Raw genomic sequence first — 24,056 nt, 5'->3', positions numbered from 1 at the left:
GGGCACCCCAATCCCCGGCATCGGTGCGGGCCTCTTTCCCGGAGGTCCGCACCATTTTATTTGGCCCAATGAAAATTGGGATTTCGGCCCTTCAGGCGTCCAGCCAGAGCCGCGCGAGCGCCGCTTCCGGCGTCTCGCGCCCGCCGTTCTCGACCCCCGCCGCCCACAGGGGCGCACCGGCAGCATAATTCCCCGGCGCGAGTCCGCCTTCTTCGCACTGGCTGACCGCCCGCAGGCGCTTGCCCTGGCCGGTCGCGTCCCGCAGCGCCGCGTGGATCGCCGGATCGTCCATGACCGTGCCGGATCCGAAGACCCGCAGCACCGCCCCGTCGAGCGCCTCCAGCGCCCCGGTGAGCGCCGCGGCCGGCAGCCCCGGCGTCAGCGCAAGCATCGCGAACCGCCTGTCGGGGGCAAACCGGCGCGCCCCCGGTGCGGGCAGGGGGGCCTGCGGCACCGAGCGGAACGCATCGTCCCCGCGCGTGTCGTGTTTCACGAGCCCGCCACCCTCCAGCACCTTCTGCGCGAAGGCGCATTTCACGCCGCTCCAACCCGGGGCCAGGGACATCGCGACGGCAAGGGTGAGGTTCGCCCGCGCCCCCTCGCCCGCCCCGAGCGGCGCCATCGCGCCGCAGAGCATCACGCGCCGGTCCAGACCGGCGAGGGCGGCGGCCAGTGCGGCCCCCGTGAAGGACATCGTGTCGGTGCCATGCGTGATCAGGATCGAGGCCTCCGGGTCGGCGTCGACCAGGTCGAGCATCCGGTTCCAGTCGGCGGGCCCGACGCTCGCGCTGTCGAGAAGCGGATCGAAGACATGCGTGGTGAGCCGGGCGCCCTTGGGCATGAGCGCGGCGACGGCGTGTTCCACCCGCCCGCGCTCGGGCACGAGCCCCTCGGGAGAGGGCGCCATGCCGATCGTGCCGCCGGTGTGGATCAGGCAGATATCCATGCCCCGGGTATGACCGCCCGCCCCGCGCCCGACAAGGCCGAGGATGCTTGATCCCGGCCCGCAAACCCGCCAAGACTGGCCGAAACCCCGAAAGGAGCGTCATGGCACTGCCGGTTGGCACACAATTCAGGTACTGGGCGGTCGCCGCAGTCGTGTTCTTCGCGCTGCTGTGGTTCCTGGGCGACGTGATCATGCCGTTCCTGATCGGCGGCGCGATCGCCTATTTCCTCGACCCCGTGGCCGACAAGCTGGAAGCCTGGGGGATGAAGCGGATCTGGGCGACGGTGACCATATCGTTCCTCGCGCTCATCGTCTTCATCCTGCTGATCCTGCTCGTGGTGCCCTCGCTCGTGAACCAGGCCGCGCAGCTGGTGAACGTGGCGCCGCAGATGGCCGGCAACGTGCGCGATTTCCTGATCGAGACCTTCCCGGACGTGGTCGACGAGGACAGCGTGCTGCGCCAGTCGCTCGACAGTCTCGGATCGACGCTGAAGGAACGCGGGGGCCAACTGCTCGATGCAGCCCTGTCCTCGGCGATGGGGATCGTGAACGTGGTGCTCCTGTTCGTGATCGTGCCGGTGGTGACCTTCTATCTCCTGTGGGATTGGGACCGCATGGTCGCCAAGGTCGACGACCTTCTGCCGCGCGACCACGCGCCGGTGATCCGCGATCTCGCGCGCCAGATCGACCGCACGCTGGCGGGCTTCATCCGGGGCCAGGGCACCGTCTGCCTGATCCTGGGCACCTTCTACGCCGTGGCGCTCATGCTCATCGGCCTGCAGTTCGGCCTGATCGTGGGGGCCGTGGCGGGCTTTCTGACCTTCATCCCCTACGTCGGCGCGCTCGTCGGCGGGGCGCTGGCCATCGGGCTGGGCCTGTTCCAGTTCTGGGGGGAATGGTGGCTCCTGGGCGGCGTGGTCGCGATCTTCCTCGCCGGCCAGTTCGTCGAGGGCAACATCCTGACGCCGAACCTGGTGGGCACCTCCGTGGGGCTGCACCCGGTCTGGCTCATCTTCGCGCTGTCCGCCTTCGGCACGATCTTCGGTTTCGTGGGCATGCTGGTGGCCGTCCCCGTCGCCGCGGCGATGGGCGTGATCGCGCGCTACCTGATCCAACGCTACAAGGAGGGGCGGCTCTACAAGGGCCTGTCCGAGGGGGCGTTGTTGCCGCAGGATCAGGACGACAAACGCTGACATGGCCAAACAGCTGACTTTCGATCTGCCCGTGCGCACGTCACGGGACCGGGGCGATTTCTTCGTCGCCGACTCCAACGCCGTGGCGCTGGCCGCCGTCGAAGGCTGGCGCGACTGGCCCGGGCGCAAGCTGGTCCTCACCGGCCCCAACGGATCCGGCAAGAGCCACCTGGCGCAGGTCTGGGCCGCGCTGTCGGGTGCCGCCATCGTGCCCGCCGCGCAGCTGCCCGCGCTCGACACTGCCGCGCTCGCCGGCCATTCCGTCGCGGTGGAGGATGCCGACCGCGTCGCGGGACTTGCCGAGGCCGAAGCCGCACTCTTTCACCTGCACAACCTCGTGCTGGCCGAGGGCGGCTCCCTGCTTCTCACGTCGCGCGCGGCGCCCTCGCGCTGGGGGCTGGACCTGCCCGACCTCGCCAGCCGGATCGAAGGCACGCCGATGGTCGCGCTCGAGGCGCCCGACGAAGCCCTGATCTCGGCGGTGCTGGTCAAGCTCTTCGACGACCGGCAGATCGCCGTGGCGCCGAACGTGATCGCCTACCTCGCCCCGCGCCTGCCCCGTTCGCTGGCGGCCGCACAGGATTTCGTCATCCGGCTCGATGCGCTGGCACTGGCCGAAAAGCGGGACGTGACGCGGGCGCTGGCGGCCAGATTGCTGGACAGTGACGGGCCGGAGGGCGCATAACGTCACAGAAAGGTTACGTGAATGCCCGATACCGCCCGCATGACCGAACACAACGTCAATGCAGATTTCCTGGAGTCGGATTTTCCCGCCCCCGTGACGCTCGACGCGGCCGAATACGCCGGCCCCAAGCGGTTCTTCAATCGCGAACTGAGCTGGCTGGGCTTCAACTGGCGGGTGCTGGAAGAGGCCGAGAACCTGCGCGTGCCGCTGCTCGAGCGGCTGCGGTTCCTGTCGATCTCGGCCTCGAATCTCGATGAATTCTACACGGTGCGCGTCGCGGGCCTGCGCGAGCTCGCCAACGCCGGTCACACCACGCCGGGCGCCGACGGGCTGTCGCCTGCCGACCAGCTCGTCCTGATCAACGCGGACGCGCGCAAGCTGATGGCGCGCCAGCAGGAGGTGTTCGACGAGCTCGCCCGCGACATGGCCGCGACCGGCATCTCGATCTGCACGCGCGACGGGCTGGACGCCGAGGACCTCGAATTCCTCGACGGGGTCTTCCTGCGCAAGGTCTTTCCCGTGCTCTCGCCGCTGGCGATCGACCCGGCCCACCCGTTCCCGTTCATCCCGAACCTCGGCTTCGCCCTTGCGCTGGAGCTCGAACGCAAGAGCGATCGGCGCAAATTGCAGGCGCTCCTGCCGATCCCGCACCAGATCGACCGCTTCGTCCGCCTGCCCGATCGGGGCGGCGCGATGCGCTACCTGCCCCTGGAGGAATTGCTGCTTCTCAACATCGATTCCCTGTTTCCGGCCTATTCGACCAAGGGACATTGTGCTTTTCGCGTATTGCGCGACAGCGACCTCGAGGTCGAGGAAGAAGCCGAGGACCTGGTGCGCGAATTCGAGACTGCGCTCAAGCGCCGCCGGCGGGGCGAGGTCGTGCGCATGAAGATCTCGGCCGACGCGCCGCGGGAACTCCTGTCGCTCATCAAGCGTGAACTCCACGTCAGCGACGACGAGGTGGTCGAGGTGGACGGGCTCATCGGCATCTCGGACCTGTCCGAGCTGGTGACCGACGACCGCCCCGACCTGCTCTGGCCCTCCTTCACGCCCCGCATCCCGGAACGGGTGCAGGACCACGACGGCGACATGTTCGCGGCGATCCGCCAGAAGGACATGCTGCTCCATCACCCTTACGAGACTTTCGACATGGTGGTGCGGTTCCTGGAACAGGCCGCGCTCGACCCCGACGTGGTGGCGATCAAGCAGACCCTCTACCGCACCTCGCGCAACTCGCCCATCGTCTCGGCGCTCTGCGAAGCCGCCGAGGCGGGCAAATCCGTGGTCGCGCTGGTCGAACTCAAGGCACGCTTCGACGAGGCCGCCAACATCCGTCAGTCCCGGCGGCTGGAGCGCGCGGGCGCGCATGTCGTCTACGGCTTCATGAACTACAAGACGCATGCCAAGATCTCGACCGTGGTGCGCCGCGAGGGCGACGACCTTGTCACCTACACCCACTTCGGGACCGGCAACTACCACCCGATCACCGCGCGCATCTACACCGACCTGAGCCTCTTCACCTGCGACGAGGCACTGGGGCGCGACGCGACGCGGGTGTTCAACTACCTCTCCGGCTACGCCCAGCCCGAGAAGCTGGAAAAGCTGGAAATCTCGCCGCTCACGCTGAAGTCCGAGCTGATCGAACTGATCGAGCAGGAAGCGAAATACGCCGAGGCCGGCAAGCCCGCGGAAATCTGGGCCAAGATGAACTCGATCATCGAGGAAGACGTGATCGACGCGCTTTACGCGGCCAGCCAGAAGGGCGTGAAGATCACCCTCGTGATACGCGGCATCTGCGGGCTCCGGCCCGGCATCAAGGGTCTGTCGGAGAACATCCGGGTGAAGTCCATCGTGGGCCGGTTCCTGGAGCACAGCAGGATCGTCTGCTTCGGCAACGGCCACGGGCTTCCGTCCAAGAAGTGCCGCGTCTTCATGTCTTCGGCCGACTGGATGGGCCGCAACCTGAACCGCCGGGTCGAGGCGCTGGTCGAGACCACGAACCCCACGGTGAAGGCGCAGATCGTCAGCCAGATCATGGCCGCCAACCTGCATGACGAGGCGCAGAGCTGGGTCATGCAGCCGGACGGCAGCTTCCTGCGCCCCGACCTGTCGGGCAACGAGACGCCGTTCAACTGCCACCGCTTCTTCATGGAATACCCCTCGCTGTCGGGCCGCGGCACGGCCGGCGCGGCGGACGTGCCGGAACTGGCCCACAGCCACGACTGAAGCGAAACATCTCGCCCGCCCCCGGCGTTGCCCGCACAAACGGGGTTGCCGCGCGTGGCGGGTGCGGTCCATAAACCGGGACAAGCGACCGGGAGACGACGATGGACGGAAGCGAGGAAGGCAAATGGGGCCCGTTCGGGCGCCCGCTCTTCGAAGATCCCAGATCCCGCAACCTCAGCCGCGTCGGCGTCGTCGACATCGGGTCGAACTCGGTCCGGCTGGTTGTGTTCGACGGGGCCGCGCGCAGCCCGGCCTATTTCTACAATGAAAAGATCATGTGCGGCCTGGGCGCGGGGATTTCCAAGACCGGGCGACTGAACCCGGAAGGACGCCAGCGCGCGCTGAAAGCGGTGCGGCGGTTCCAGCTTCTGGCGGCCGGCATGAAGCTCGCCCCCCTCACCGCGGTGGCCACGGCGGCCGTGCGCGACGCCGAGGACGGGGCGGAATTCTGCGACGAGATCCTGAGCGAAACGGGCCTCCGGGTCCACGTGATCGACGGGCGCGAAGAGGCCCGCCTGTCGGCCCAGGGCGTGCTCCTGGGCTGGCCTGACGCCGACGGGCTCATGTGCGACATCGGCGGCTCGTCGATGGAGCTCGCCGTGATCAAGGACGGACAGGTCGGCAAGCGCATCTCGTCCGGCCTCGGCCCCCTCAAGCTCGAGAGCATGAAGGGCGGCAAGAAGACCATGCGCAAGCACATCACCGCCGTGCTCGAGGAGCTGGCGGAAGAGATCGGGACCGGTCACAAGCGCCTCTACCTCGTCGGCGGCTCGTGGCGCGCCATCGCGCGGCTCGACATGTATCGCCGCAACTACCCGCTGACCGTGCTCCACGAATACCGCATGGCGCCCAAGGCGCTGGGATCGACGCTGAAATGGATCGGCAAGACGGACCTGAACGAGGTGCGCAGCCACACCGGCACGTCGGCCACGCGCATGGCGCTCGTGCCCACCGCGTCCGAAGTGCTCAAGCGCCTGGTGCGCACCTTCAAGCCCAAGGAGGTCGCGGTATCCTCCTACGGGATCCGCGAGGGGCTGCTCTACGAACAGATGCCCGAGCGGCTGCGCCAGCGCGATCCGCTCATGGAAGCCTGCCAGTTCTCCGAGCAGAAGGACGCGCGGATGCCCGGCTTCGGCGCGTCTCTCTACGCCTTCATCCGCCCGATCGTGGCCAATGAGCCGTCCCACCGGCGCCGGCTGATCAAGGCGGCGTGCCTGCTTCACGACGTGACCTGGCGCGCCCATCCGGATTACCGGCACGAGGTCTGCTTCGACAACGTCACGCGCGCGAACCTGGGCGGGCTCACCCACAAGGAACGGGTGTTCCTGGGGCTCGCGCTTCTGCACCGCTACAAGAACAGCCGCGAGAACAACCGTTTCGACCGGGTCTTCGAGATCCTCGACGAAAAGCTCATCACCAAGGCCGAGATGGTCGGCAAGGCGATGCGCTTCGGCGCGATGTTCGCGGTGGACGAGCCGCACAAGAAGGCCGCGCTGGCCTGGCGTCCGAAGCGGCGCGAATTGCACCTGACGATCGAGGCGGAGGCGGCCGGGCTCTTCGGCGAAGTGGCCGAGGCGCGGTTCCAGAGCCTCGCCAACGCCCTCGGGGCCGAGCCCGTGGTGCACATCCGGAACTGAGGCGGCCGGTGGCCCGTCAGGCGCTTTGGCGGCGGGCGGGCACGATCTGTTGCAGGATGCCGGCCAGGAGCAGGTAGACGCTGGTCACCACGAGGCCCCAGTGCGCCCAGCTGCCCGGGGCGAAATCGACCCAGGCCGCCCAGCCCGCGAACCCGGTCCAGGCGATGGCAACGGGCAGCGACACCGGGCGCCAGCGCTCCGTGCGCGCCGGGTGGATGAACTTCAGCGGGGTGAACATCGCCACGGCCAGCACGACCACGAGGCCGAGCGTGAACCAGAAATTCGGCGCGGTCGCGAAGAGCACGACCACCACCATGTTCCAGCAGCCAGGGAAGCCCGCGAAGGAATTGTCCTTCGTCTTCATGCGGCTGTCGGCGTAGTAGATCGCGGACGTGTAGGTGATCAGGATGATCGCGATCCAGCCGGTCCAGCCGGGCAACAGCCCGGATTTGAACAGCGCGTAGGCGGGGATGAACACGTAGGTCAGGTAGTCGATGATCAGGTCCATCAGGACCCCGTCGATCTGGCCTGCGTATTTCTTCACCTCGTAGCGGCGCGCCAGCGGTCCGTCGATCCCGTCGACGATGAAGGCAACGACGAGCCAGACGTACATCAGGCCCCATTCTTCCTGGACCGCTGCGAGCATCGCCAGCATTGCGAAAATGGCGCCAAGCGCGGTGAACAGGTGGACGGCCAGCGCCTTCAACTCACGATTCATGCCCCACGTCTTGAACGATCAGCGGTCGTTTCTCAAGCCCGCCGTGCTTCAGCGCAGGCTGCGCATTTCGTGATAGAGCCGGTGGATCCCCTCGACACTGGGCGCGATGGGCCCCTGCGACACCGGCGGTGGTGGTGGCAGCGGCGCGCCGTCATGAAGCTCTAACGTCTTGGCCGCCCCGGAGATTGCGCGCCCGGCGCCGTCACCTTGGATGCCGAGCTCTTCCAACTGCGCGCTCAGCTTGTCGACCGAGCTCTGGAACGACCGCTCCTGCGCGTTCGAGGCAATGGTCGAGATCGTGTTCAGCGCCTTGCCGGCAAGCGCGATGGGCGCGGCGGCGCCAAGGATGGCTGGAACCATGGCTTTTCCTTTCTGGACAAGCGAATCTGTCCGGCCACCATGGCGGGCGTGTCTGAAAATTCTGCTAACGCGCGCGGGGATGGGCGCGGTCGTAGACCTCCATCAACCGCGCGGTATCCACGGCCGTGTAGGCCTGCGTGGTCGAAAGGGAGGCATGGCCCAGAAGCTCCTGGATCGCGCGCAGGTCGCCGCCGGCATCCAGAAGGTGGGTCGCGAAGGAATGGCGCATGGCGTGCGGGGTCGCCGTCGCGGGCAGCCCCAGCTGAAGCCGGGCCCGCTCCATCGCTTTCTGCACGGGACGCGGCGACAGCGCCTTGCCGCGCACCCCGTAGAAGAGCGGCGTCTGCGCGTTCACCGGGTAGGGGCATAGAGTCACGTAGGCCGAAACCGCCTGCCGCGCAGCGGGCAGGACCGGAACGATACGTTCCTTGCCGCCCTTGCCGGTGATGCGCAGCACCTCCGGCAGCGGGTGATCGGCGCCCCGCAGGCCCAGCGCCTCTGAAATCCGCAGGCCGCAGCCGTAGAGCAGCGTCAGCACCGCCGCGTCGCGCGCGCCGACCCAGCCGTCGGGGGCCTGCGTGCCGGCGGTCGCGATCATTTCAGCCGCCGCCTCGCTCGAAACCGGGCGCGGCAGCTTGGCCTTGAACTTGGGCGCGCGGGTGGACAGCACGGTCGACGCGTCGAACCCGTCCCGGTCGGACAGCCAGCGGTAGAACCCCTTCACCGCCGACAGGGCCCGCGCCAGCGAGCGCGCGGACAACCCGCCGGCCCGCTCATGCGCCATCCAGGCACGCATGTCGCGCAAGCTGACATCGGCCAGCGCGGCCCGCCCGTGCGACCGGCCGTGATGTACCGACAGGAAGGCGAGGAACGCGACCACGTCCTTGCGATAGGCCTCGATCGTGTTCTCGGCCGCCCCGTCGAGCGCGCGCAGGTGATCGAGCCAGCCCGACAGCGCGTCGCGCGCGCCGGCCGAAATCTCGATCCCGTGGGTCATGGTGAAAGCCCGGTCAGGCCAGCCAACGGCGCATCGAACGTTCGAACACGCCGCCGAAGAAGGCGAGAAGATCGGTCCCCTGCCCCGGCTTGAACTGGTTCGGATCCTCGACGCCCATGATCAGCATCGCGGGCAACCGCCCTTCGCCCAGGTCGAGACGGAGGATCGCCTCGGACCGGATCCAGTAGCCGCTATCGCCGTAGAGCCGCTTGTCCTGCTCCTGAACCTGGCGCAGCACCACGTTCGGCCCGCCCGCCTCGTAGGGCACGCCCGCGTAGCTGTCGGTGAACCCCGCCGGCATGGTGACCAGCACGTCACCCAGCCTGCGGATCGCGGCGCAGTCTTCCTCCTGCTCCGTTTCCAGCACGAGACGGATGCAATCGACCCGCAGCACGTCCGCGATGTCGGTGCCCAGGTCGTGGATGAAGCCCTCGAAATCATCCTGTTCGAGCACCCGGAGCGCCGCACGGTGGATCAGGTTCATGCCCGCCAGGTTTTCGTAGGCGGCCGCGATCACCGATTGATGGGTGTCTTCCAGCCGGTCGAGCCGGCTTTCCAGCCGCTCCATCGCGATCCCGCGCAAATCCACGATATTCGCGCCCATGGCGCGTTCGTTCGCCTGGATGAGCGCGCGCATCATGTCGTGGTCTTCGAGGATGACTTCGGGCCGGGTGAGAAGGTGCTCGCGCACCTCGTCGCTGATCGGGACGTTCGTCGCCATTTGCCTGTCCTACTGCTGCCGTTTGTTCCTTCTTTGCAGACAAGTCTAACAGGTCGCGAATCGGATTTCCGCAACTTTTTTCAACAAAAGCGGGGCCCGAAGGCCCCGCTGTGTCGAGTGCGCCGGTGTCGCGCGTATCTCAGAGGATCTTGATCCCGGCTGCCTTGCTGTCGGCGAGGAAGGCGGCAAGGCCCTTGTCGGTCAACGGATGGCTCGCCAGGGACTTGATCACGCCCGGCGGCGCGGTCATCACGTCGGCACCGATCATCGCGGCATCCTTCACGTGGTTGACGGTCCGGATCGAGGCGGCGAGGATTTGCGTCTCGAACGCGTAGTTGTCATACACTTGGCGGATCTCGGAGATCAGTTCCATGCCATCAAGGTTGATGTCGTCCAACCGCCCGATGAAGGGCGAGATGAAGGTCGCGCCCGCCTTGGCGGCAAGCAACGCCTGGTTGGCCGAGAAGCAAAGCGTCACGTTCACCATGTGGCCGTCTTCGCTCAGAACCTTGCAGGCCTTCAGCCCGTCCAGGGTCAGCGGCACCTTAACGGCGATGTTGTCGGCGATCGCGGCAAGCTTCTTGCCCTCGGCGATCATGGCGTCGGACTCGGTCGCGATGACCTCGGCGGAGACGGGACCGTCGACGATGTCGCAGATCTCCTTCGTCACCTCGAGGATGTCGCGCCCCGATTTCATGATCAGCGACGGGTTGGTCGTCACGCCGTCGAGCAGTCCGAGCTCGTTCAGCTCGCGGATCGCATCGACATCGGCGGTATCGGCAAAGAATTTCATGGCAGGCTCCCAGGTTCGGCGGATGGAAAATGTTAGCGGTGTCATACAGGAGCTGACGCCGCGCAAAAAGCCCCCGAATGGCGATTCGCGCGACTTTGCCGGGACGGTCACGCATGGCTGAATTCTTCGACGAGGGCGCGCGGGTCGCGGTGCTGACGACCCAGCCGCTCGACCGGCTCCTGACCTACCGCGCGCCGGAGGGCGGCTGCTGGCAGGGCGCATATGTCGAGGTTCCGCTGGGGCCGCGCAAGGTCATGGGCACGGTCTGGGGCCCCGGCGAGACGGGGTTCGATGCCGCGAAACTGCGCGCTATCATCCGGGTGCTCGATGTCCCCCCGATGCGCGCGGAGATGGCCGAGTTCCTGACCCGCGTGGGCGACTACACCCTGACGCCGATGAATTTCATGCTGCGGCTCGCCACCCGTGCGCCGGGGCTCACCAACCCGCCCTCGATGCGCAAGATCTACCGGCTGGGCCACCGCGAACCGGACCGGATGACCGATGCCCGCGCCCGCGTGCTCGAGGTGCTGGAGGCGCAGGCGCACGCCGCCTTCACGCTCAAGGAACTTGCCGACGAGGCCGGGGTCACCTCCTCCGTCATCAAGGGGCTGGTGAAACAGGGCGCTGTGCTGGAAGAGGAAAGCCCCCGGGACCTGCCCTACCCCCATCTCGACCCCGCCGCCCCCGGCAAGACCCTGACGGGCGACCAGGCCGAGGCGGCGAAGGTGCTGACCGAGGGCGTGCGCGGGGGGCAATTCGGCGCGACGCTCCTGCGAGGCGTCACCGGGTCGGGCAAGACCGAGGTCTATCTCGAAGCGGTCGCGGCCTGCCTTGCCGCCGGGCGCCAGGCGCTCGTCCTGCTGCCCGAGATCGCGCTCACCTCGGAATTCCTCAAGCGCGTCGAGGAACGCTTCGGCGCCAAGCCCGCCGAATGGCACTCCGGCGTCACCATGACCGAACGGCGCCGCGTCTGGCGCATGGTCGCCGAGGGCGGCGCGCAGATGGTGATCGGAGCGCGCTCGGCGCTCTACCTGCCGTTTCGCGACATCGGGCTCATCGTCGTCGACGAGGAACACGACGGCTCCTACAAGCAGGAGGACGGCGTGCTCTACTCGGCTCGCGACATGGCGGTGCTCCGGGGCTCGATCAACGGCGCGCAGGTCGTGCTCGCCTCGGCCACACCGTCGCTCGAAACCTGGGCGAACGCGGAAGCGGGCAAGTACAAGCGCCTCGACCTCACCAGCCGCTTCGGCGACGCCGTCCTGCCCGAAATGCGCGCCATCGACATGCGCAACGAACAGCTGCCCGCGAACCGCTGGATTTCACCCACGCTGGCGACGGCGGTGCGCGGCCGGATCGAGGAAGGCGAACAGGCGCTGATCTTCCTCAATCGGCGCGGTTATGCCCCGGTCACGATCTGCCGCGCCTGCGGCCACCAGATCGGCTGCGATCATTGCGACGCGCGCATGGTCGAGCACCGCTTCCTCAAGCGCCTCGTCTGCCACCAATGCGGCGAAACGAAACCGATGCCGGAGAAATGCCCCTCCTGCGAGGCCGAGGGGCGGCTCGCCCCGGTGGGCCCCGGGGTGGAACGCATGGCCGAGGAAGTGGCCGAAACCTTTCCCGAGGCGCGGGTGGCGGTGCTGTCCTCGGACCTCTTCGGCTCGGCCCGCGCGCTCAAGGCCCAGATCGAGCTCATCGCCCAAGGGGGCGCCGACATCATCATCGGCACGCAGATCGTGGCCAAGGGCCACAACTTCCCAAAGCTCACGCTGGTGGGGGTGATCGACGCGGACCTCGGGCTCCAGGGCTCTGACCTGCGCGCCGCCGAGCGCACGTTCCAGCTCATCCGCCAGGTCGCGGGACGCGCCGGGCGCGGCGACGTCTCCGGCCTCGCGCTGCTTCAGACCTTCCAGCCCGAACACCCCGTGATCCGTGCGATCCTGTCGGGCGACGAGGAAGGCTTCTGGCGCGCCGAGGCCAGCGAACGCCAGGCCGCGGGCGTCCCCCCCTACGGCCGCCTCGCGGGCATCGTGATCTCTTCGCCGGACCTCGATGCCGCGATGGGGCTGGGCAACACCATGGCGCGCAACACGGCCCCCCTCGACCGGATCGGCGCCCAGGTCTTCGGCCCCGCCCCCGCCCCGATCGCGCGCGTGCGCGGCCGCCACCGGGTGCGTCTGCTGGTGAAGGCCCCCAAGACCGCCCCGCTGCAACCGGCCCTGCGCACCTGGCTCGAGCCGCTCTCGCTCAAGGGCGACATCCGCCTCTCGGTCGATATCGACCCGCAGAGCTTCTACTGACGCCCATTCATCGTTCCGAAAGGTGCTGACGGACTGTTTGGAATTCGTCTCAGCCAGGGCAGTTCCGCTGTCCCTTATTCCGCGCAGAGACCCCGCCACTCGGTCAGAGCGGCGGCGCGGTTGGCCAGCATCGACTTTGCCGGCTTCGGTGTAGACCGGCCGGCATTGTCAGAATGAAGGTTGCCCCCGCCAAATTGGCTCCGGATGAAAACGACAATGTTTGTTGGGCGACGGCCAAGCAGGAGGCGTCCAGTAGCACCGAGATTGGCACCTCCAACCCCGTCGGAGCGATGTCGTCCACTTTCAAGGCCCCGGTCTGAGGCTGACCCAGCGGCGCGTTGCGCTCGAGGACTGGATCGCCTCGACCGTCCTCTGCACTTCGTAAGCCTCGCGGAAATCCGGGCCGACCGCGGGACCGCCGGCGTGGGCGGTGAGCAAGTCGGCCACTTCGATCACCTTGAGGTCGTTGAACCCCAGGTGGTGCCCCGGCGCCGGGCAGAACCGGCCGTAGGGCGGATGGGCCGGCCCCGCCTCGATCCGGGTGAAGCCGCGCCGCCCGGGCGCATTCGAATAGAGCAGAAGCTCGTTCATCGCCTCCTGGCTGAAGGCGAGCGCGCCACGCGTGCCGGTGATCTCCCACGACAGGTCCATGGTGCGGCCGGTGGCCGCCCAGTTCGCCTCTAAGCTGCCGGACACGCCGGAGGCGAAACGCACCAGCGCGTGGGTCATGTCGTCCACCTCCACCGGCAGGCGCTCATGGCTGCCGGGTTCGGCCGGACGGGTGGCATGGAGCGTGCGGCACTCGCCCTGCACCTCGTCGATCGGACCCAACAGGAAGCGCGCCATGGATATGATGTGGCTGCCGATGTCGGCCAGCGCCCCGCCCCCCTGCGGATCGGTCCGGAAGGAATGCGGCGCGTCCGGGTCCGCCATGTAGTTCTCCGCGTGGCGTCCCCGGAAGCCCGTGACCTCGCCGATCTCGCCGCTGTCGATGATCTCGCGCGCGAGCCGGATCATGGGATTGCGCAGGAAATTGAAGCCCACCAGTGTGACGACACCCGCCGCCTCAGCCGCGCGGGTCATCTCGAGCGCGGCCTCGGCGGTCGTGGAGAGGGGCTTTTCGCAATAGACCGTCTTGCCGGCCGCCGCAGCGGCGTTGGCGATCGGGGCGTGGAGCACGTTGGGCGCCGTGATCGCCACGATGTCCACGTCGTCGGCGTCCACCAACTCATTCCAGTCGCCGGTGCCGCGTGCGAACCCCAAGGTGGCTGCCGCGCGCGCGGCCAGGTCGTCGGTCGCATCCGCGAGCACCCGGAGTTCCGGTTCCGCGGCCACGTCGAAGAGACCCGCCACCGAACGAAACGCGTTCGCGTGGCAGCGCCCCATGAAGCCGGACCCGACCAGTCCGATTCCGACCTTGGGTTTGCGCTTGGCGGTCATTCTCCCCTCCTCTTGCCCGTTGCCAGCAGAATGGAACTCGCCCGCGCACGCCGCGACCGGCGTTCTGTCCAGATCTGACATTTCGAGAATTCCAAGCCCCCCCGGTTTCCGGCAGCTTCGAGCCAGACAAGGGAGGTTCACATGGCGCAGCAGGTTTACGACTACATCGTGATCGGGGCCGGCTCGGCGGGCTGCGCCGTCGCCGGTCGGCTGGGCGAAGCCGGGCATTCGGTGCTCCTGCTCGAAGCGGGCGGTCGTGACCGCAACCCTTTCATCCACATCCCGCTGGGCTATTCGCTGCTCTACGCCAACCCCAAGGTGAACTGGTGCTATGAGAGCGCGCCGGAGCCGCACCTGAACAACCGCCGCCTGTTCCAGCCGCGTGGGAAAGTGCTGGGCGGGACCGGGGCGATCAACGGCATGATCTACATGCGCGGGCAGCCCGAGGATTTCGACGGCTGGAAAGCGGCGGGCTGCGAGGGGTGGGGTTGGGACGACGTGCTGCCCTTCTTCAAGTCCTGCGAGGACCAGGAACGCGGGGCCGACGACTTCCACGGCACGGGCGGCCCCGTCTCGGTTTCGGACATCCGCACGGACCACGCCTTGGGCCAGGCGTTCCACGCCGCTTCCGAGGCGCTTGGCGTGCCGCGCAATGGCGATTTCAACGGGGCCCAGCAGGAGGGCACCGGCTACGTCCAGACGACGACGAGGAACGGCATGCGCTGGAGCACGGCGGCGGGCTACCTGCGCGGCTCGGCGATGGAGAAGATCGATCTGCGGCTCAACGCGATGGTCGAACGGATCATTCTGGACGGAAAACGCGCGACCGGGGTGCGTTGGACGGATCGTTCCGGCCCGCAGGAGGCCCGCGCGCGACGCGAGATCATCCTGAGCGGCGGCACGTTCAACTCGCCGCAGATCCTTCAGATGTCGGGGATCGGCCCGGCCCCGCTTCTCAGGTCGCACGGAATCGACGTGCAGCATGAGCTCAAGGGTGTGGGCGAGAACCTGCAGGACCATTTCGGGATCGGGGCGGAATATCGTTCCACCGTGCGCTCGACCGTCAACGACCTCTACAACAACAAGATCAAGGGCGGTCTGCAGCTGCTGCGCCACCTTGTCTTCCGGACAGGCCCCTTCGCCGACAACGGCAATTATTCCAACACCTTCATCCGGTCGGGGCCGGAGATCGACCGGCCCGACATGATGGTGACGTTCATGGCCTGGTGCACCGACGAACAGCTCAAGCCGCACCCGTTCTCGGGCTTCACCATACTGGCCGAACACATGCGCCCGACGTCCCGCGGCCACGTGCGTATCACCGGCGCGGCCCCCACCGATCAGCCGGAGATACAGTTCAACTTCTTCGCCGAAGAGGCCGACCGGAAGGCCGCGATCGCGGGTCTCAAGTTCGGACGTCGCATCGCGCAGACCCCGCCGATGGCGGATTGCGTCGACCACGAGATTTCCCCCGGGCCAGAGGTCCAGAGCGAGGCGGAGCTGCTGGAATACTGCCGGGCGAACGGCCTGTCGTTGCTGCACCCCGTCGGGACCTGCAAGATGGGCACCGGTTCGGACGCGGTCGTCGACCCGCGCCTGCGGGTCCACGGGATCGAGGGGCTGCGCGTCGCCGATGCCTCGATCATGCCGCGCATCGTCACGGGCAACACGAACGCATCCACTATCATGATCGGGGAGAAGGCCGCCTCGATGATCCTCGAAGACGCAAAGGTGACGGCATGACCACGACACTCGGCATCGCGCTCATGGGCACCGGCCGCATGGCCCATGTCTATGGCCCCAAGATCAACGCGCACCCCGGCCTTTCGCTGGAGGTGATCTACAACCCGCGCATGACGTCGGCGCAGAAGGCGGCCGCGCAATACGGCGGACGGGCGATGGACGACCTCGACGCGGTCCTGTCGGACCCTGCCGTGGACGCGGTGGTCATCGCGACGCCCACCGACACGCATGTCGACTACATCGAACGTGCGGCCCGGGCCGGCAAGCCGATCTACTGCGAAAAGCCGCTCGACCAGACGCTGGAGCGGGTCGGTCGGGCGATGGATGCCCTCGAAGCCCACCCGGTGCCCTTCATGCTGGGCTTCAACCGCCGCTTCGATCCCGACAACCGCGCCCTGCGCGAGGCCGTCGCCCGCGGCGAGATCGGGCGCCTGAACATGCTGATGAGCTCGTCGCGCGAACCGGCCCCGCCCCCGATCGAATACGTGAAGGCGTCCGGGGGCTACTTCGTGGACGCCACGATCCACGACATCGACCTTCTGTGCTGGATCGCGGGCGAGCGTCCGGTCGAGGTGCAGGCTTTCGGGTCCTGCCAATTCGACCCGGACATCGGGGCGCTGGACGATTTCGACATGACGATGACCACGCTGAAGATGCCGTCGGGCCTTCTGTGCCACATCAACAACAGCCGCAGTTGCGCCTACGGCTTCGATCAGCGGCTCGAAGCGTTCGGCGACACCGGCATGGTCCAGACCGTCAACCACCGGGACGACACGCTGGTGCGCTGGGACGCCACGCGCACGGAGGCGCGCGAGCCGCTCAAGCACTTCTTTCTCGAGCGCTACGACCAATCTTTCTACAACGCCCTGGACGAATTCCACAGCGCCCTGACGGAAGGGCGTGCGCCGTCGGCCACCGCCGCGGACGGCCGCGCGGCGCTTGCCATCGCGCTGGCCTGCGCGCGTTCGGCCCGGGAAGGGCGCAGCATCGCGCCGGACTACTGAGCTGCCCGGCAGGCCCGGACGCCGAAAAATCAGAAATGGACAAAACGGCGCTGGCGGACCCCGCCCGGGCGCCGTTTTCTGGTAGGATCATGTCATCCGGCGTGCTGGGAGGACGGACCATGACGCGTGAGGAACTGCTACGCATCCTGAATTTCGTGGATTCCAACCGCGAGATATCCGAGAAGCGGACCCCGCTCGCCACGGTCGATCCGCGCTGGAACATCATCTCCTACGCAATGCGCCGACACCTCGAGGGAAAGCTGCTGACCGTGACGTCAGCGGCGATGGCCGCCGACGTGCCCTACGGCACCGCCATGCGGCGGATTTCGGAGCTGATGGACGAAGGGCTCCTGCACAAACGCCCGAAATCAAAGACCGGGAAGTCCTTCTCGCTTCACCCGACACGCAAGCTGATCGAGGAATTCGAAAGCTTCGCGCTGCAGCTCAAGGCGATGGTCGGCAACACCTTCGGCTTTCGAAACGGCGACGGGGAAATCGGCGATTTCTACTTCGGCGGCTACTACATGGCCTCGCGCATCCTGCCCTACCCTTCGGCGATGCGCTCGGGCGTCGGGATCGACCGCACGATACGCATCCTTTGCCCTATCGACCCGACCTTCAAGACGCTGAGTGAATACTCGTCCAATCTGGACGAACTGTGCGGCACGAGCATCGAGATCGTGAACCTGCCGCTCGACGAGCTGCACGGCGAGATCATGGAAAACGCGAAACGTCCGGTTTCGAAATACGATCTCGTCGCGGTCGACCTGCCGTGGATCGGCCAGCTCGCCACGGAGGGCGTGATCGACCCGCTGGACGAGCTCATGCAGGAAGAGCGCTACAACCCGTCCGACTTCCACAGCGCGGCCTATCGCGGCTCGTCCTGGAACAAGAACCAATATGGCCTGCCGATCCAGCCGACCGCGGAACTTCTTTTCTGCCGGTCCGACCTGTTCGCCGAAGCGGGACTGCCGATCCCCAAGACCACCGATGACGTGCTCTTTTCGGCCCGCGCGCTGCACCGGGCCGGCTTCGGCCTGTCCGGTATCGTGATGAATTTCGGCAAGGGCACGCCGGTCGCTCATACCTTCGTGCAGACGCTTGCGGATTTCGGTCAGCCGATCATCAACCTCACGCCGCTGGGCGACGAATTCGACCTGACGGTGATCGAGAAGGACAATTACCGCCCCATGCTCGACACCGACCCGGCCCGGCGCGCGGCCGAGTTCCTGCTGGAGCTCTCGGCCTACGCCCACAAGGAAAGCCTGGTGTGCAACTGGGATCGGCGCATCGCCATCTTCTCGCGCGGCGAGGCGGCGATGACCTACGGCTGGAGCATCCGCGCCGCCGCCTTCGAGAAGAACGAACACGCCCCGGCCCACGGCAAGGTGACCTTCCTGCCCCATCCCCATGCCCCCGGCTGCCGCACGGTCACCCCGATCGGCGGGTTCTCCCTGGCCATTCCCGCCGGGCTCGACCCGTCACGGCGCAAGGCGTCCTGGAAGGTGCTGGAGTTCCTCACGCGCCCCGAGATGCTGAAGTGGAACGTGCTGAACGGCAACCTGACGAGCCCGCGCTTCTCGACCAGCGCGGACCCCGAGGTGCAGGCCAGCAGCGAGATCATCAGCAAGGTCGACGGCATGGAACGCCGCGGCGAGCTTCAGTCCTGGCCGCGCCCGCCGATCCCGGAGTTCAGCGCGGTGCTCAACGTGTTGGGCGAGGAGATCCACATGATGCTGCAACGCGCGCAGGGCGTCGACGAAGCGCTGGCCCGGTCGCAGAACCGGATCGACGCGATCATGCGCGAACGCGGACACTACTGAGCGCCGGTTTCAGCGAACGGGCACGAAAAAAGGGCCGCGTGATCCCGCGCGGCCCGTTCGATGGTCGACTCGCGCCTTGTCCGTCGTGGCCCACCACCGGCGCAAGCAGAAGGCAGCGCGCGGCACTCGAGTTCGCGCCACCGGTACATGTGTTTCACTCTGCCGCCACCGGTTCGCGCGCATGGGAAACCGCGTCGATCAGGTGCTCCTCGGTCATCGCCGCGCCCTCGAACTCGGCCACCACCGATCCTTCCGACATGGCAAGCACCCGGTGGCTGACGCCAAGCACCTCGGGCATCTCCGAGGAGATCACGATCACGGCGAGCCCTTGTTCGGCGAGCTCCGCGATCAGTTCGTGGATTGCGGATTTCGAACCCACGTCGATGCCCCGCGTCGGCTCGTCGAGGATGATCAGCTTGGGATCGGCGCAGAGCCACTTGGCCAGCACGAACTTCTGCTGGTTGCCCCCCGACAGCTGGGAAACGGCCTGGTCGGGGCCGGTCGTCTTGATCGAAAGCGCAGAGCGGTATTTCTCGAACACCGCCATTTCCTTGGCCCGGTTCATCACCGAAACCTCGGAGAACAGTCGCAGGTGCGGGAGCGACGTGTTTTCGCGCCCGCCCATCATGAGGACGAGTCCCTGTTCCTTGCGGCTTTCGGGGACCAGCGCCATGCCCATGTCGATCGACTGGCGCGGTGTGGGCAGTTCGATCTCGCCTTCCTTCCAGAACAGCTTGCCGGCATCCGCCCTGCGCACGCCGAAGATCGTCTCGACGAGTTCGGAACGCCCGGCGCCGACAAGGCCGTAAAGTCCCAACACCTCGCCTTCACGCACGGAAAAGGACACGTCCTCGAAGAGGGGCCGGTTGCTCAGCCCCTCGACCCGAAGCACCTCGGCCCCGAATTCGGCCTTGGCCTTCACGAAATAGGTGTCCAGCGTGCGGCCGATCATCATACGTGTGATCTGGTTGAGGTCGGTGTCACGCGTGTCCACCGTGCCCTGCACCTGGCCATCGCGCAGCACCGTGATCCGGTCGGTGATGTCGAAGATCTCGTCCATCTTGTGCGAGATGTAGACGATGCCGACGCCGCGTGCCTTCAGGCCGCGGATCGTATGGAACAGCTGGTCCTTCTCGCTGTCGGTGAGCGACGCGGTGGGTTCATCGAAGATGACCACGTTGGCGCGAAAGGCTTCCGCGCGGGCGATCTCGACCATCTGCTGTTTGGCGACCGACAGGGAGCCCACGCGCACATCCGGGCCGAAACCACAGCCCAGCGCCTCGAGCGCGGCGGTCGCGTCCCGGCGCAGTTCGCGTTTCTTGAGCACCCCGAAGCGGTTGGTCGGCCAGGCGCCGAGATAGATGTTTTCGGCCACCGACAGTTCCGGCGACAGCGAAAGCTCCTGGTGGATCAGCAGGATACCCTTGCGGCGCGCGTCGAGAGGGCCCGCGACCTCGATCGCCTCGCCCTGGTAGAAGATCTGGCCCTCGTCCGGGCGATGAAGCCCTGCCAGCGCCTTCATCAGAGTGGACTTGCCTGCCCCGTTTTCGCCCACGAGCGCGTGGACCTCTCCGGGGCGTATGTCGAAGCTCACCCGGTCCAGGGCCTTCACCCCCGGAAACGTCTTGGTGATGTCCTTCACTTTGAGAACGACGTCGCTCATCACGTGGCCTCCCGGCGGTTGAGTATCTTGTCGAGCACCAGCGCAAGGATCAGCACGGACCCCATCACCATCAGTTCGACGTAGTTGGGCGTGTTCAGAAGCCGCAGTCCGTTGCGCAGAACGGCCAGCGTCAGAACGCCCCCGATTGTCATCCAGAGGCTCCCGAACCCGCCCTGGAGCCGCGTGCCGCCCAGAACGACCGCGATGATCGTCCAGAGTTCCCAGATCCGGCCCGCGTTTGGTTCAGCCGTGCCCAGGCGCATCGAAAGCAGGATGCCGCAGACCGCGGCGAGCGTGCCGCACAGGGTGAAATTGATGATCTTGTGGCGCTTCACGTTGATGCCAGCGTCATGCGCGGCCTCGATATTGTCGCCCACCGCGTAGGTTTCGCGTCCGTGCCGGGTGCTCGACAGCACCCATTGGAACAGGAGCGCCAGCCCGAAGAAGATGATCGCGGTGAGAGAGACGGGGCCCAGGTAGATCTCGGGGATCTCGGTATAGCTGAAGTCGGGCACCATGAGGGCATTCTCGCCGGTGTAGACGAAGACGAGCCCGCGGATGCCGATCAGTCCGCCCAGCGTGACGATGAAGGAGTGCATTCCCGACAGCGCCACGAGCGATCCGTTGAGGAAACCAAGCGCCGCGCCGGACATCAGACCAAGGAAGACGGCGGGCCAGACGCCCATGTGATCCTGCAAACCGATGGCGAGCGCCGAGGCGAGTGCGAGCACGGCGCCGACGGACAGGTCGATCTCGCCGTCGATCATCACCATCGTCATGCCGATGGCGAGGATGCCGATGAACGCCCCCTGGGTCAGGATGTTGCCCAGGTTGTTCAGGGTCAGGAAATAGGGGCTCGCCAGCGAGAAGACGATGATCGTCAGGGCCAGGAACACCCAGATGTGGTTGCGCAGCAGCCAGGACAGCGCGGCCAGCGCGGGCGATCTGTCGGTCGTGACCGTGGATGTGTGGCTCATGCGAAGATCCTCCCGCGCTTGGCGCCCAGATCGATCCAGACGGCGACGATGATGACGGCCCAGGTGACGAGCCATTGGACGTAGTAGGGAAAGCCCAGAAGAAGCAGTCCGTTCTGGATGAAACCCAGCATCGAGATGCCGATGACCGTGCGCCAGATGCTGCCGGACCCGCCCAGGAGCGACGTGCCGCCAAGGATGACGCCCGCCAGCACCGTAAGCTCGTAGCCCTGGCCGATGGTGTTCTGCGCCCCCATCACGCGGCTGCCCATGATGATCGCGGCCACGCCGGTCGTGAAGCCCGAGATCACGTAGGTCCAGAAGACCGTCCAGCGCGCGTCGATGCCCGAGAAGATGCTGGCGGTCTCGTTGCCACCCACGCCGTAGACCCGGCGCCCGAAGGTGGTGAACTGAAGCACAAGGCCCGCGATCACGGCGCCCACGAGGAACAGGATGACCGGCAGCGGCAGGCCCAGGAACTCGCCCCGTCCGAAGACCGCGAACCAGGTGTCCTGCGCGTTCTCGACGTTGACGTTCGAACCACCGGAGTAGAACAGGACGAGCCCCTGCAGGAACGAAAGCATGGCAAGGGTCACGATCAGCGCGTTGAGGCCGACGAAACCCACGAGCAGCCCGTTGAAGGCGCCGATGCAGAGCCCGGCGATCAGCGTCATCACGATCGCTGGGAATGGCCCGGCCACGTTGTGCTGATCGACGACGATCACCGTGAGCAGGGTCAGGAGCGACCCCACGGACAGGTCGAGCCGTCCGGTCAGGACCACGAAGGTGACGCCGACGGCCATCATGCCGGTGATCGAGACCTGCCGCAGCACGTCCAGGATGTTGCCCGGCGTCAGGAAGGCATCCGCGTTGAACGCGACGCCTGCCAGAAACACCAGGAACGCAACCACCAATCCGTGCCTGCGCAACAGGCGCTTGAACCTCTGTTCCATGTGTGAACCTCCTCCTTGTCCCGACGTTAGCCAGACCGCGGCGTCCGAAGAACGACCGAAAAATCCAAAATGACTCTTTTGCGAGCCGTCGGGATGACGAAGGCATGCGGACCGGCTCCGCGGCCTGCAATTCGCGTAAAGTCAGATTTGGACATCTGAGGAATTGTTTGGATGTGCGGTCTGCGGATCATGGAGAGGCAAGCGCCCCGACCCGCTGCCGACGGGGTGCATTCAGGAGGAGGGGCAGCGTTTGGAGGATAAACACATGACCCAATTGAAGAAGGCATTGGCGATTGCCGTCTCCGTCGCCGTTTCCGCGGGGATCGCCGGGGCGCAGGACGCGCCTGAATGGCTGGGCGGCGAGCTCAAGAAACCGCTCTCGGAAACGCGCATCGGCATCACCGTGCTGTATCCCGGTTCGAACGCCTACCAGGCCAAATATGCCGAGACCGCCGAGGCCTATAGCCAGGAGCTTGGCATCCAGGCCACCGTGATGGACCCGCAGGGCGATCCGGCCGTGCAGTTCGACCAGATCCAGGACATGGCCTCGCAGAACCCCGACGCGCTGGTCGTGTGGCCCACGTCGCAGAACGCGCTGATCCCCGCGATCCGCAATGCCTCGCGCTCGGGCATCCCGGTGATCACCTCCAACTCGCCCATCGGCGAGGCGGGGCGGCGCTACATCGTCGGCCATACCGGACCGGACGACTGCGCCCAGGCCGAACAGGCCGCCGAGATGCTCGGCGACGCACTGGGGGGCGAAGGCAATATCGTCGTGGTCGAGGGCACGCCGGGCTACTCGGTGTCGATCCTGCGCAAGAACTGCTTCCTCGACCGGCTGGCCGACGGCTACCCGGACGTGAATATCCTGGCCAGCCAGACCGCCGAATGGAACCGGGAGAAGGCCCAGACCGTGATGGAGACCTACCTCACGCAGTTCGGTGACGAGATCGACGGCGTCTATGCCTTCGACGACGGCATGGGACTTGGCGTGATCAGCGCACTTCAGGGCGCGGGCAAGGAGCCCGGCGAAGTCAAGGTCGTGACCTGCAACCAGTTCGGCGAAGGCTGGGATGCGATGAAGGCCGGCTGGCACTCGGGTTCGAACAAGCAATCGCCGGTCGACGACGCGATCCTCGCGATCCAGACCGCGGTCAAGGTGGCCAACGGCATCGAAGTGCCCGAGCTTCAGGGCATCGAAACGCCCAAGGTCCTGCCGGAGAACGTGGACGAGTTCGAGCGCCCCACCTGGTAAGCCGGACTTCGACAATCGTAAGCCGGACTTCGACAATCGAAAGGGCCGCGTGAAAACACGCGGCCCTTTTTCGTGTTCGCGGGGTACTGCCAGAAGAACGGTTCGCGCCTGTCCTTGCCGGTCAACGGCCGGTGATGTCTGGTCGCTACTCGCTTGATGTCTTCACCGAGGACGCCGAGGTCGTGTCGCAGGACGGCATGATGAAGGGCATTGGCCGCGACGGCGTTATGGAGATGTATCGCGGACGCTTCGAGGTCCTCGACATCTCGGTCCACTGGACCCACGACAACATCATCACCTTCGACGACTCCGACCGGAACCGCGCCACCGGCGAATGTTTCTGCCACGCGGAATCACACCGGAACGGTCAGACGCTCGTGGGCAGCGTGCGCTACGACGACGAATACCGGCGCGAGAATGGCGTCTGGCAATTCTCAAAGCGCACGCTGAAGTTCCTGTATTACGTCCCGGTCGAGGAATACGGCGAGGCGCTCGGCTCGAAAAAGCGGAAGCGCGCGTACGGCGACCAGCGCGTTTCGGATTATCCCAAGACGTTCGAGTGCTACAACAACTGGGCACGCCACTACGAAAGCGCCTGAGGCGCAGGGCCGCGCCTCCGCTG

The 24,056-nt window shown here is 66.6% G+C and carries 20 protein-coding genes; 10 read left to right on the top strand and 10 right to left on the bottom strand.

The window, feature by feature from the left end; translation table 11 throughout:
- Window positions 1–91: 91 nt before the first annotated feature.
- A complete protein-coding gene (locus GQE99_RS17085; protein ID WP_161352841.1) occupies window positions 92–946 on the bottom strand; it encodes an asparaginase domain-containing protein in 855 nt (284 codons plus the stop codon).
- A gap of 101 nt (window positions 947–1,047) precedes the next feature.
- Between GQE99_RS17085 and GQE99_RS17080 the strand changes: the two genes are divergently transcribed.
- From GQE99_RS17080 to GQE99_RS17065, 4 genes are all read left to right on the top strand, one after another.
- Window positions 1,048–2,139, top strand: coding sequence for an AI-2E family transporter (locus GQE99_RS17080; RefSeq protein WP_161352840.1), 1,092 nt, complete (start codon window positions 1,048–1,050; stop codon window positions 2,137–2,139).
- 1 nt (window position 2,140) lies between these two features.
- Complete coding sequence (locus GQE99_RS17075) at window positions 2,141–2,824, top strand: P-loop NTPase family protein (protein WP_161352839.1); 684 nt, start codon at window positions 2,141–2,143, stop codon at window positions 2,822–2,824.
- A 21-nt stretch (window positions 2,825–2,845) separates the two neighbouring features.
- Window positions 2,846–5,050: an RNA degradosome polyphosphate kinase gene (locus GQE99_RS17070; protein WP_235917266.1), complete on the top strand. Its 2,205-nt coding sequence runs from the start codon at window positions 2,846–2,848 to the stop codon at window positions 5,048–5,050.
- Between the two features lie 101 nt (window positions 5,051–5,151).
- Window positions 5,152–6,687 (top strand): Ppx/GppA family phosphatase, encoded by a 1,536-nt coding sequence (locus GQE99_RS17065; protein WP_161352838.1) that lies wholly within the window; start codon window positions 5,152–5,154, stop codon window positions 6,685–6,687.
- A 16-nt stretch (window positions 6,688–6,703) separates the two neighbouring features.
- On the opposite strand, the gene GQE99_RS17060 is transcribed toward GQE99_RS17065, so the two are convergent.
- The 5 genes from GQE99_RS17060 to fsa form a co-directional block, all read right to left on the bottom strand.
- A complete protein-coding gene (locus GQE99_RS17060) occupies window positions 6,704–7,405 on the bottom strand; it encodes a CDP-alcohol phosphatidyltransferase family protein (protein ID WP_161352837.1) in 702 nt (233 codons plus the stop codon).
- A gap of 48 nt (window positions 7,406–7,453) precedes the next feature.
- Entirely contained in the window at window positions 7,454–7,765 is a 312-nt protein-coding gene (locus GQE99_RS17055) for a hypothetical protein (protein ID WP_161352836.1), read from the bottom strand.
- 64 nt (window positions 7,766–7,829) lie between these two features.
- Complete coding sequence (locus tag GQE99_RS17050; protein ID WP_161352835.1) at window positions 7,830–8,762, bottom strand: tyrosine recombinase XerC; 933 nt, start codon at window positions 8,760–8,762, stop codon at window positions 7,830–7,832.
- A gap of 13 nt (window positions 8,763–8,775) precedes the next feature.
- A complete protein-coding gene (locus GQE99_RS17045) occupies window positions 8,776–9,483 on the bottom strand; it encodes a DUF484 family protein (protein ID WP_161352834.1) in 708 nt (235 codons plus the stop codon).
- Between the two features lie 139 nt (window positions 9,484–9,622).
- Window positions 9,623–10,276 carry a fructose-6-phosphate aldolase gene (gene fsa, locus GQE99_RS17040; protein ID WP_161352833.1) on the bottom strand — a complete coding sequence of 218 codons (654 nt, stop codon included), beginning with the start codon at window positions 10,274–10,276 and terminating at the stop codon, window positions 9,623–9,625.
- Between the two features lie 113 nt (window positions 10,277–10,389).
- Between fsa and GQE99_RS17035 the strand changes: the two genes are divergently transcribed.
- Window positions 10,390–12,579: a primosomal protein N' gene (locus GQE99_RS17035; protein ID WP_161352832.1), complete on the top strand. Its 2,190-nt coding sequence runs from the start codon at window positions 10,390–10,392 to the stop codon at window positions 12,577–12,579.
- Between the two features lie 303 nt (window positions 12,580–12,882).
- On the opposite strand, the gene GQE99_RS17030 is transcribed toward GQE99_RS17035, so the two are convergent.
- Window positions 12,883–14,019, bottom strand: a complete 1,137-nt coding sequence (locus GQE99_RS17030; protein ID WP_161352831.1) for a Gfo/Idh/MocA family protein — start codon at window positions 14,017–14,019, stop codon at window positions 12,883–12,885.
- Between the two features lie 141 nt (window positions 14,020–14,160).
- On the opposite strand from GQE99_RS17030, the gene GQE99_RS17025 reads away from it, so the two are divergent.
- From GQE99_RS17025 to GQE99_RS17015, 3 genes are all read left to right on the top strand, one after another.
- Window positions 14,161–15,762, top strand: coding sequence for a GMC family oxidoreductase (locus GQE99_RS17025; protein ID WP_161352830.1), 1,602 nt, complete (start codon window positions 14,161–14,163; stop codon window positions 15,760–15,762).
- Complete coding sequence (iolG, locus tag GQE99_RS17020; RefSeq protein ID WP_161352829.1) at window positions 15,759–16,766, top strand: inositol 2-dehydrogenase; 1,008 nt, start codon at window positions 15,759–15,761, stop codon at window positions 16,764–16,766. The genes GQE99_RS17025 and iolG overlap by 4 nt, the downstream gene beginning before the upstream one ends.
- A gap of 119 nt (window positions 16,767–16,885) precedes the next feature.
- Complete coding sequence (locus GQE99_RS17015) at window positions 16,886–18,589, top strand: ABC transporter substrate-binding protein (protein WP_161352828.1); 1,704 nt, start codon at window positions 16,886–16,888, stop codon at window positions 18,587–18,589.
- 154 nt (window positions 18,590–18,743) lie between these two features.
- On the opposite strand, the gene GQE99_RS17010 is transcribed toward GQE99_RS17015, so the two are convergent.
- Genes GQE99_RS17010 through GQE99_RS17000 form a run of 3 tightly spaced genes read right to left on the bottom strand, consistent with a single transcriptional unit; the run spans window position 18,744 to window position 22,179 of the window.
- Complete coding sequence (locus GQE99_RS17010) at window positions 18,744–20,252, bottom strand: sugar ABC transporter ATP-binding protein (protein WP_161352827.1); 1,509 nt, start codon at window positions 20,250–20,252, stop codon at window positions 18,744–18,746.
- Complete coding sequence (locus GQE99_RS17005; RefSeq protein ID WP_161352826.1) at window positions 20,252–21,229, bottom strand: ABC transporter permease; 978 nt, start codon at window positions 21,227–21,229, stop codon at window positions 20,252–20,254. The genes GQE99_RS17010 and GQE99_RS17005 overlap by 1 nt, the downstream gene beginning before the upstream one ends.
- Window positions 21,226–22,179, bottom strand: a complete 954-nt coding sequence (locus GQE99_RS17000; RefSeq protein ID WP_161352825.1) for an ABC transporter permease — start codon at window positions 22,177–22,179, stop codon at window positions 21,226–21,228. The genes GQE99_RS17005 and GQE99_RS17000 overlap by 4 nt, the downstream gene beginning before the upstream one ends.
- A 265-nt stretch (window positions 22,180–22,444) precedes the next feature.
- On the opposite strand from GQE99_RS17000, the gene GQE99_RS16995 reads away from it, so the two are divergent.
- Both GQE99_RS16995 and GQE99_RS16990 read left to right on the top strand, forming a co-directional pair.
- On the top strand, window positions 22,445–23,434 hold the full coding sequence (locus GQE99_RS16995) for a sugar ABC transporter substrate-binding protein (protein ID WP_161352824.1): 990 nt from the start codon (window positions 22,445–22,447) through the stop codon (window positions 23,432–23,434).
- 134 nt (window positions 23,435–23,568) lie between these two features.
- A complete protein-coding gene (locus GQE99_RS16990; RefSeq protein WP_161352823.1) occupies window positions 23,569–24,033 on the top strand; it encodes a nuclear transport factor 2 family protein in 465 nt (154 codons plus the stop codon).
- Window positions 24,034–24,056: the final 23 nt, after the last annotated feature.

It is taken from the genome of Maritimibacter harenae (assembly GCF_009882975.1).
In the GTDB taxonomy this organism is placed as follows: Bacteria; Pseudomonadota; Alphaproteobacteria; order Rhodobacterales; family Rhodobacteraceae; genus Maritimibacter; species Maritimibacter harenae.
The sequence above is the reverse complement of the archived record's forward strand: the minus strand, read 5'-3'. Positions and strand labels throughout refer to the sequence as shown.

Bases quoted from the DNA above. Each gene is read 5' to 3' on its own strand.
- GQE99_RS17085 (WP_161352841.1), bottom strand. From the start codon at position 946: ATGGATATCTGCCTGATCCACACCGGCGGCACGATCGGCATGGCGCCC.
- GQE99_RS17080 (WP_161352840.1), top strand. From the start codon at position 1,048: ATGGCACTGCCGGTTGGCACACAATTCAGGTACTGGGCGGTCGCCGCA.
- GQE99_RS17075 (WP_161352839.1), top strand. From the start codon at position 2,141: ATGGCCAAACAGCTGACTTTCGATCTGCCCGTGCGCACGTCACGGGAC.
- GQE99_RS17070 (WP_235917266.1), top strand. From the start codon at position 2,846: ATGCCCGATACCGCCCGCATGACCGAACACAACGTCAATGCAGATTTC.
- GQE99_RS17065 (WP_161352838.1), top strand. From the start codon at position 5,152: ATGGACGGAAGCGAGGAAGGCAAATGGGGCCCGTTCGGGCGCCCGCTC.
- GQE99_RS17060 (WP_161352837.1), bottom strand. From the start codon at position 7,405: ATGAATCGTGAGTTGAAGGCGCTGGCCGTCCACCTGTTCACCGCGCTT.
- GQE99_RS17055 (WP_161352836.1), bottom strand. From the start codon at position 7,765: ATGGTTCCAGCCATCCTTGGCGCCGCCGCGCCCATCGCGCTTGCCGGC.
- GQE99_RS17050 (WP_161352835.1), bottom strand. From the start codon at position 8,762: ATGACCCACGGGATCGAGATTTCGGCCGGCGCGCGCGACGCGCTGTCG.
- GQE99_RS17045 (WP_161352834.1), bottom strand. From the start codon at position 9,483: ATGGCGACGAACGTCCCGATCAGCGACGAGGTGCGCGAGCACCTTCTC.
- fsa (WP_161352833.1), bottom strand. From the start codon at position 10,276: ATGAAATTCTTTGCCGATACCGCCGATGTCGATGCGATCCGCGAGCTG.
- GQE99_RS17035 (WP_161352832.1), top strand. From the start codon at position 10,390: ATGGCTGAATTCTTCGACGAGGGCGCGCGGGTCGCGGTGCTGACGACC.
- GQE99_RS17030 (WP_161352831.1), bottom strand. From the start codon at position 14,019: ATGACCGCCAAGCGCAAACCCAAGGTCGGAATCGGACTGGTCGGGTCC.
- GQE99_RS17025 (WP_161352830.1), top strand. From the start codon at position 14,161: ATGGCGCAGCAGGTTTACGACTACATCGTGATCGGGGCCGGCTCGGCG.
- iolG (WP_161352829.1), top strand. From the start codon at position 15,759: ATGACCACGACACTCGGCATCGCGCTCATGGGCACCGGCCGCATGGCC.
- GQE99_RS17015 (WP_161352828.1), top strand. From the start codon at position 16,886: ATGACGCGTGAGGAACTGCTACGCATCCTGAATTTCGTGGATTCCAAC.
- GQE99_RS17010 (WP_161352827.1), bottom strand. From the start codon at position 20,252: ATGAGCGACGTCGTTCTCAAAGTGAAGGACATCACCAAGACGTTTCCG.
- GQE99_RS17005 (WP_161352826.1), bottom strand. From the start codon at position 21,229: ATGAGCCACACATCCACGGTCACGACCGACAGATCGCCCGCGCTGGCC.
- GQE99_RS17000 (WP_161352825.1), bottom strand. From the start codon at position 22,179: ATGGAACAGAGGTTCAAGCGCCTGTTGCGCAGGCACGGATTGGTGGTT.
- GQE99_RS16995 (WP_161352824.1), top strand. From the start codon at position 22,445: ATGACCCAATTGAAGAAGGCATTGGCGATTGCCGTCTCCGTCGCCGTT.
- GQE99_RS16990 (WP_161352823.1), top strand. From the start codon at position 23,569: ATGTCTGGTCGCTACTCGCTTGATGTCTTCACCGAGGACGCCGAGGTC.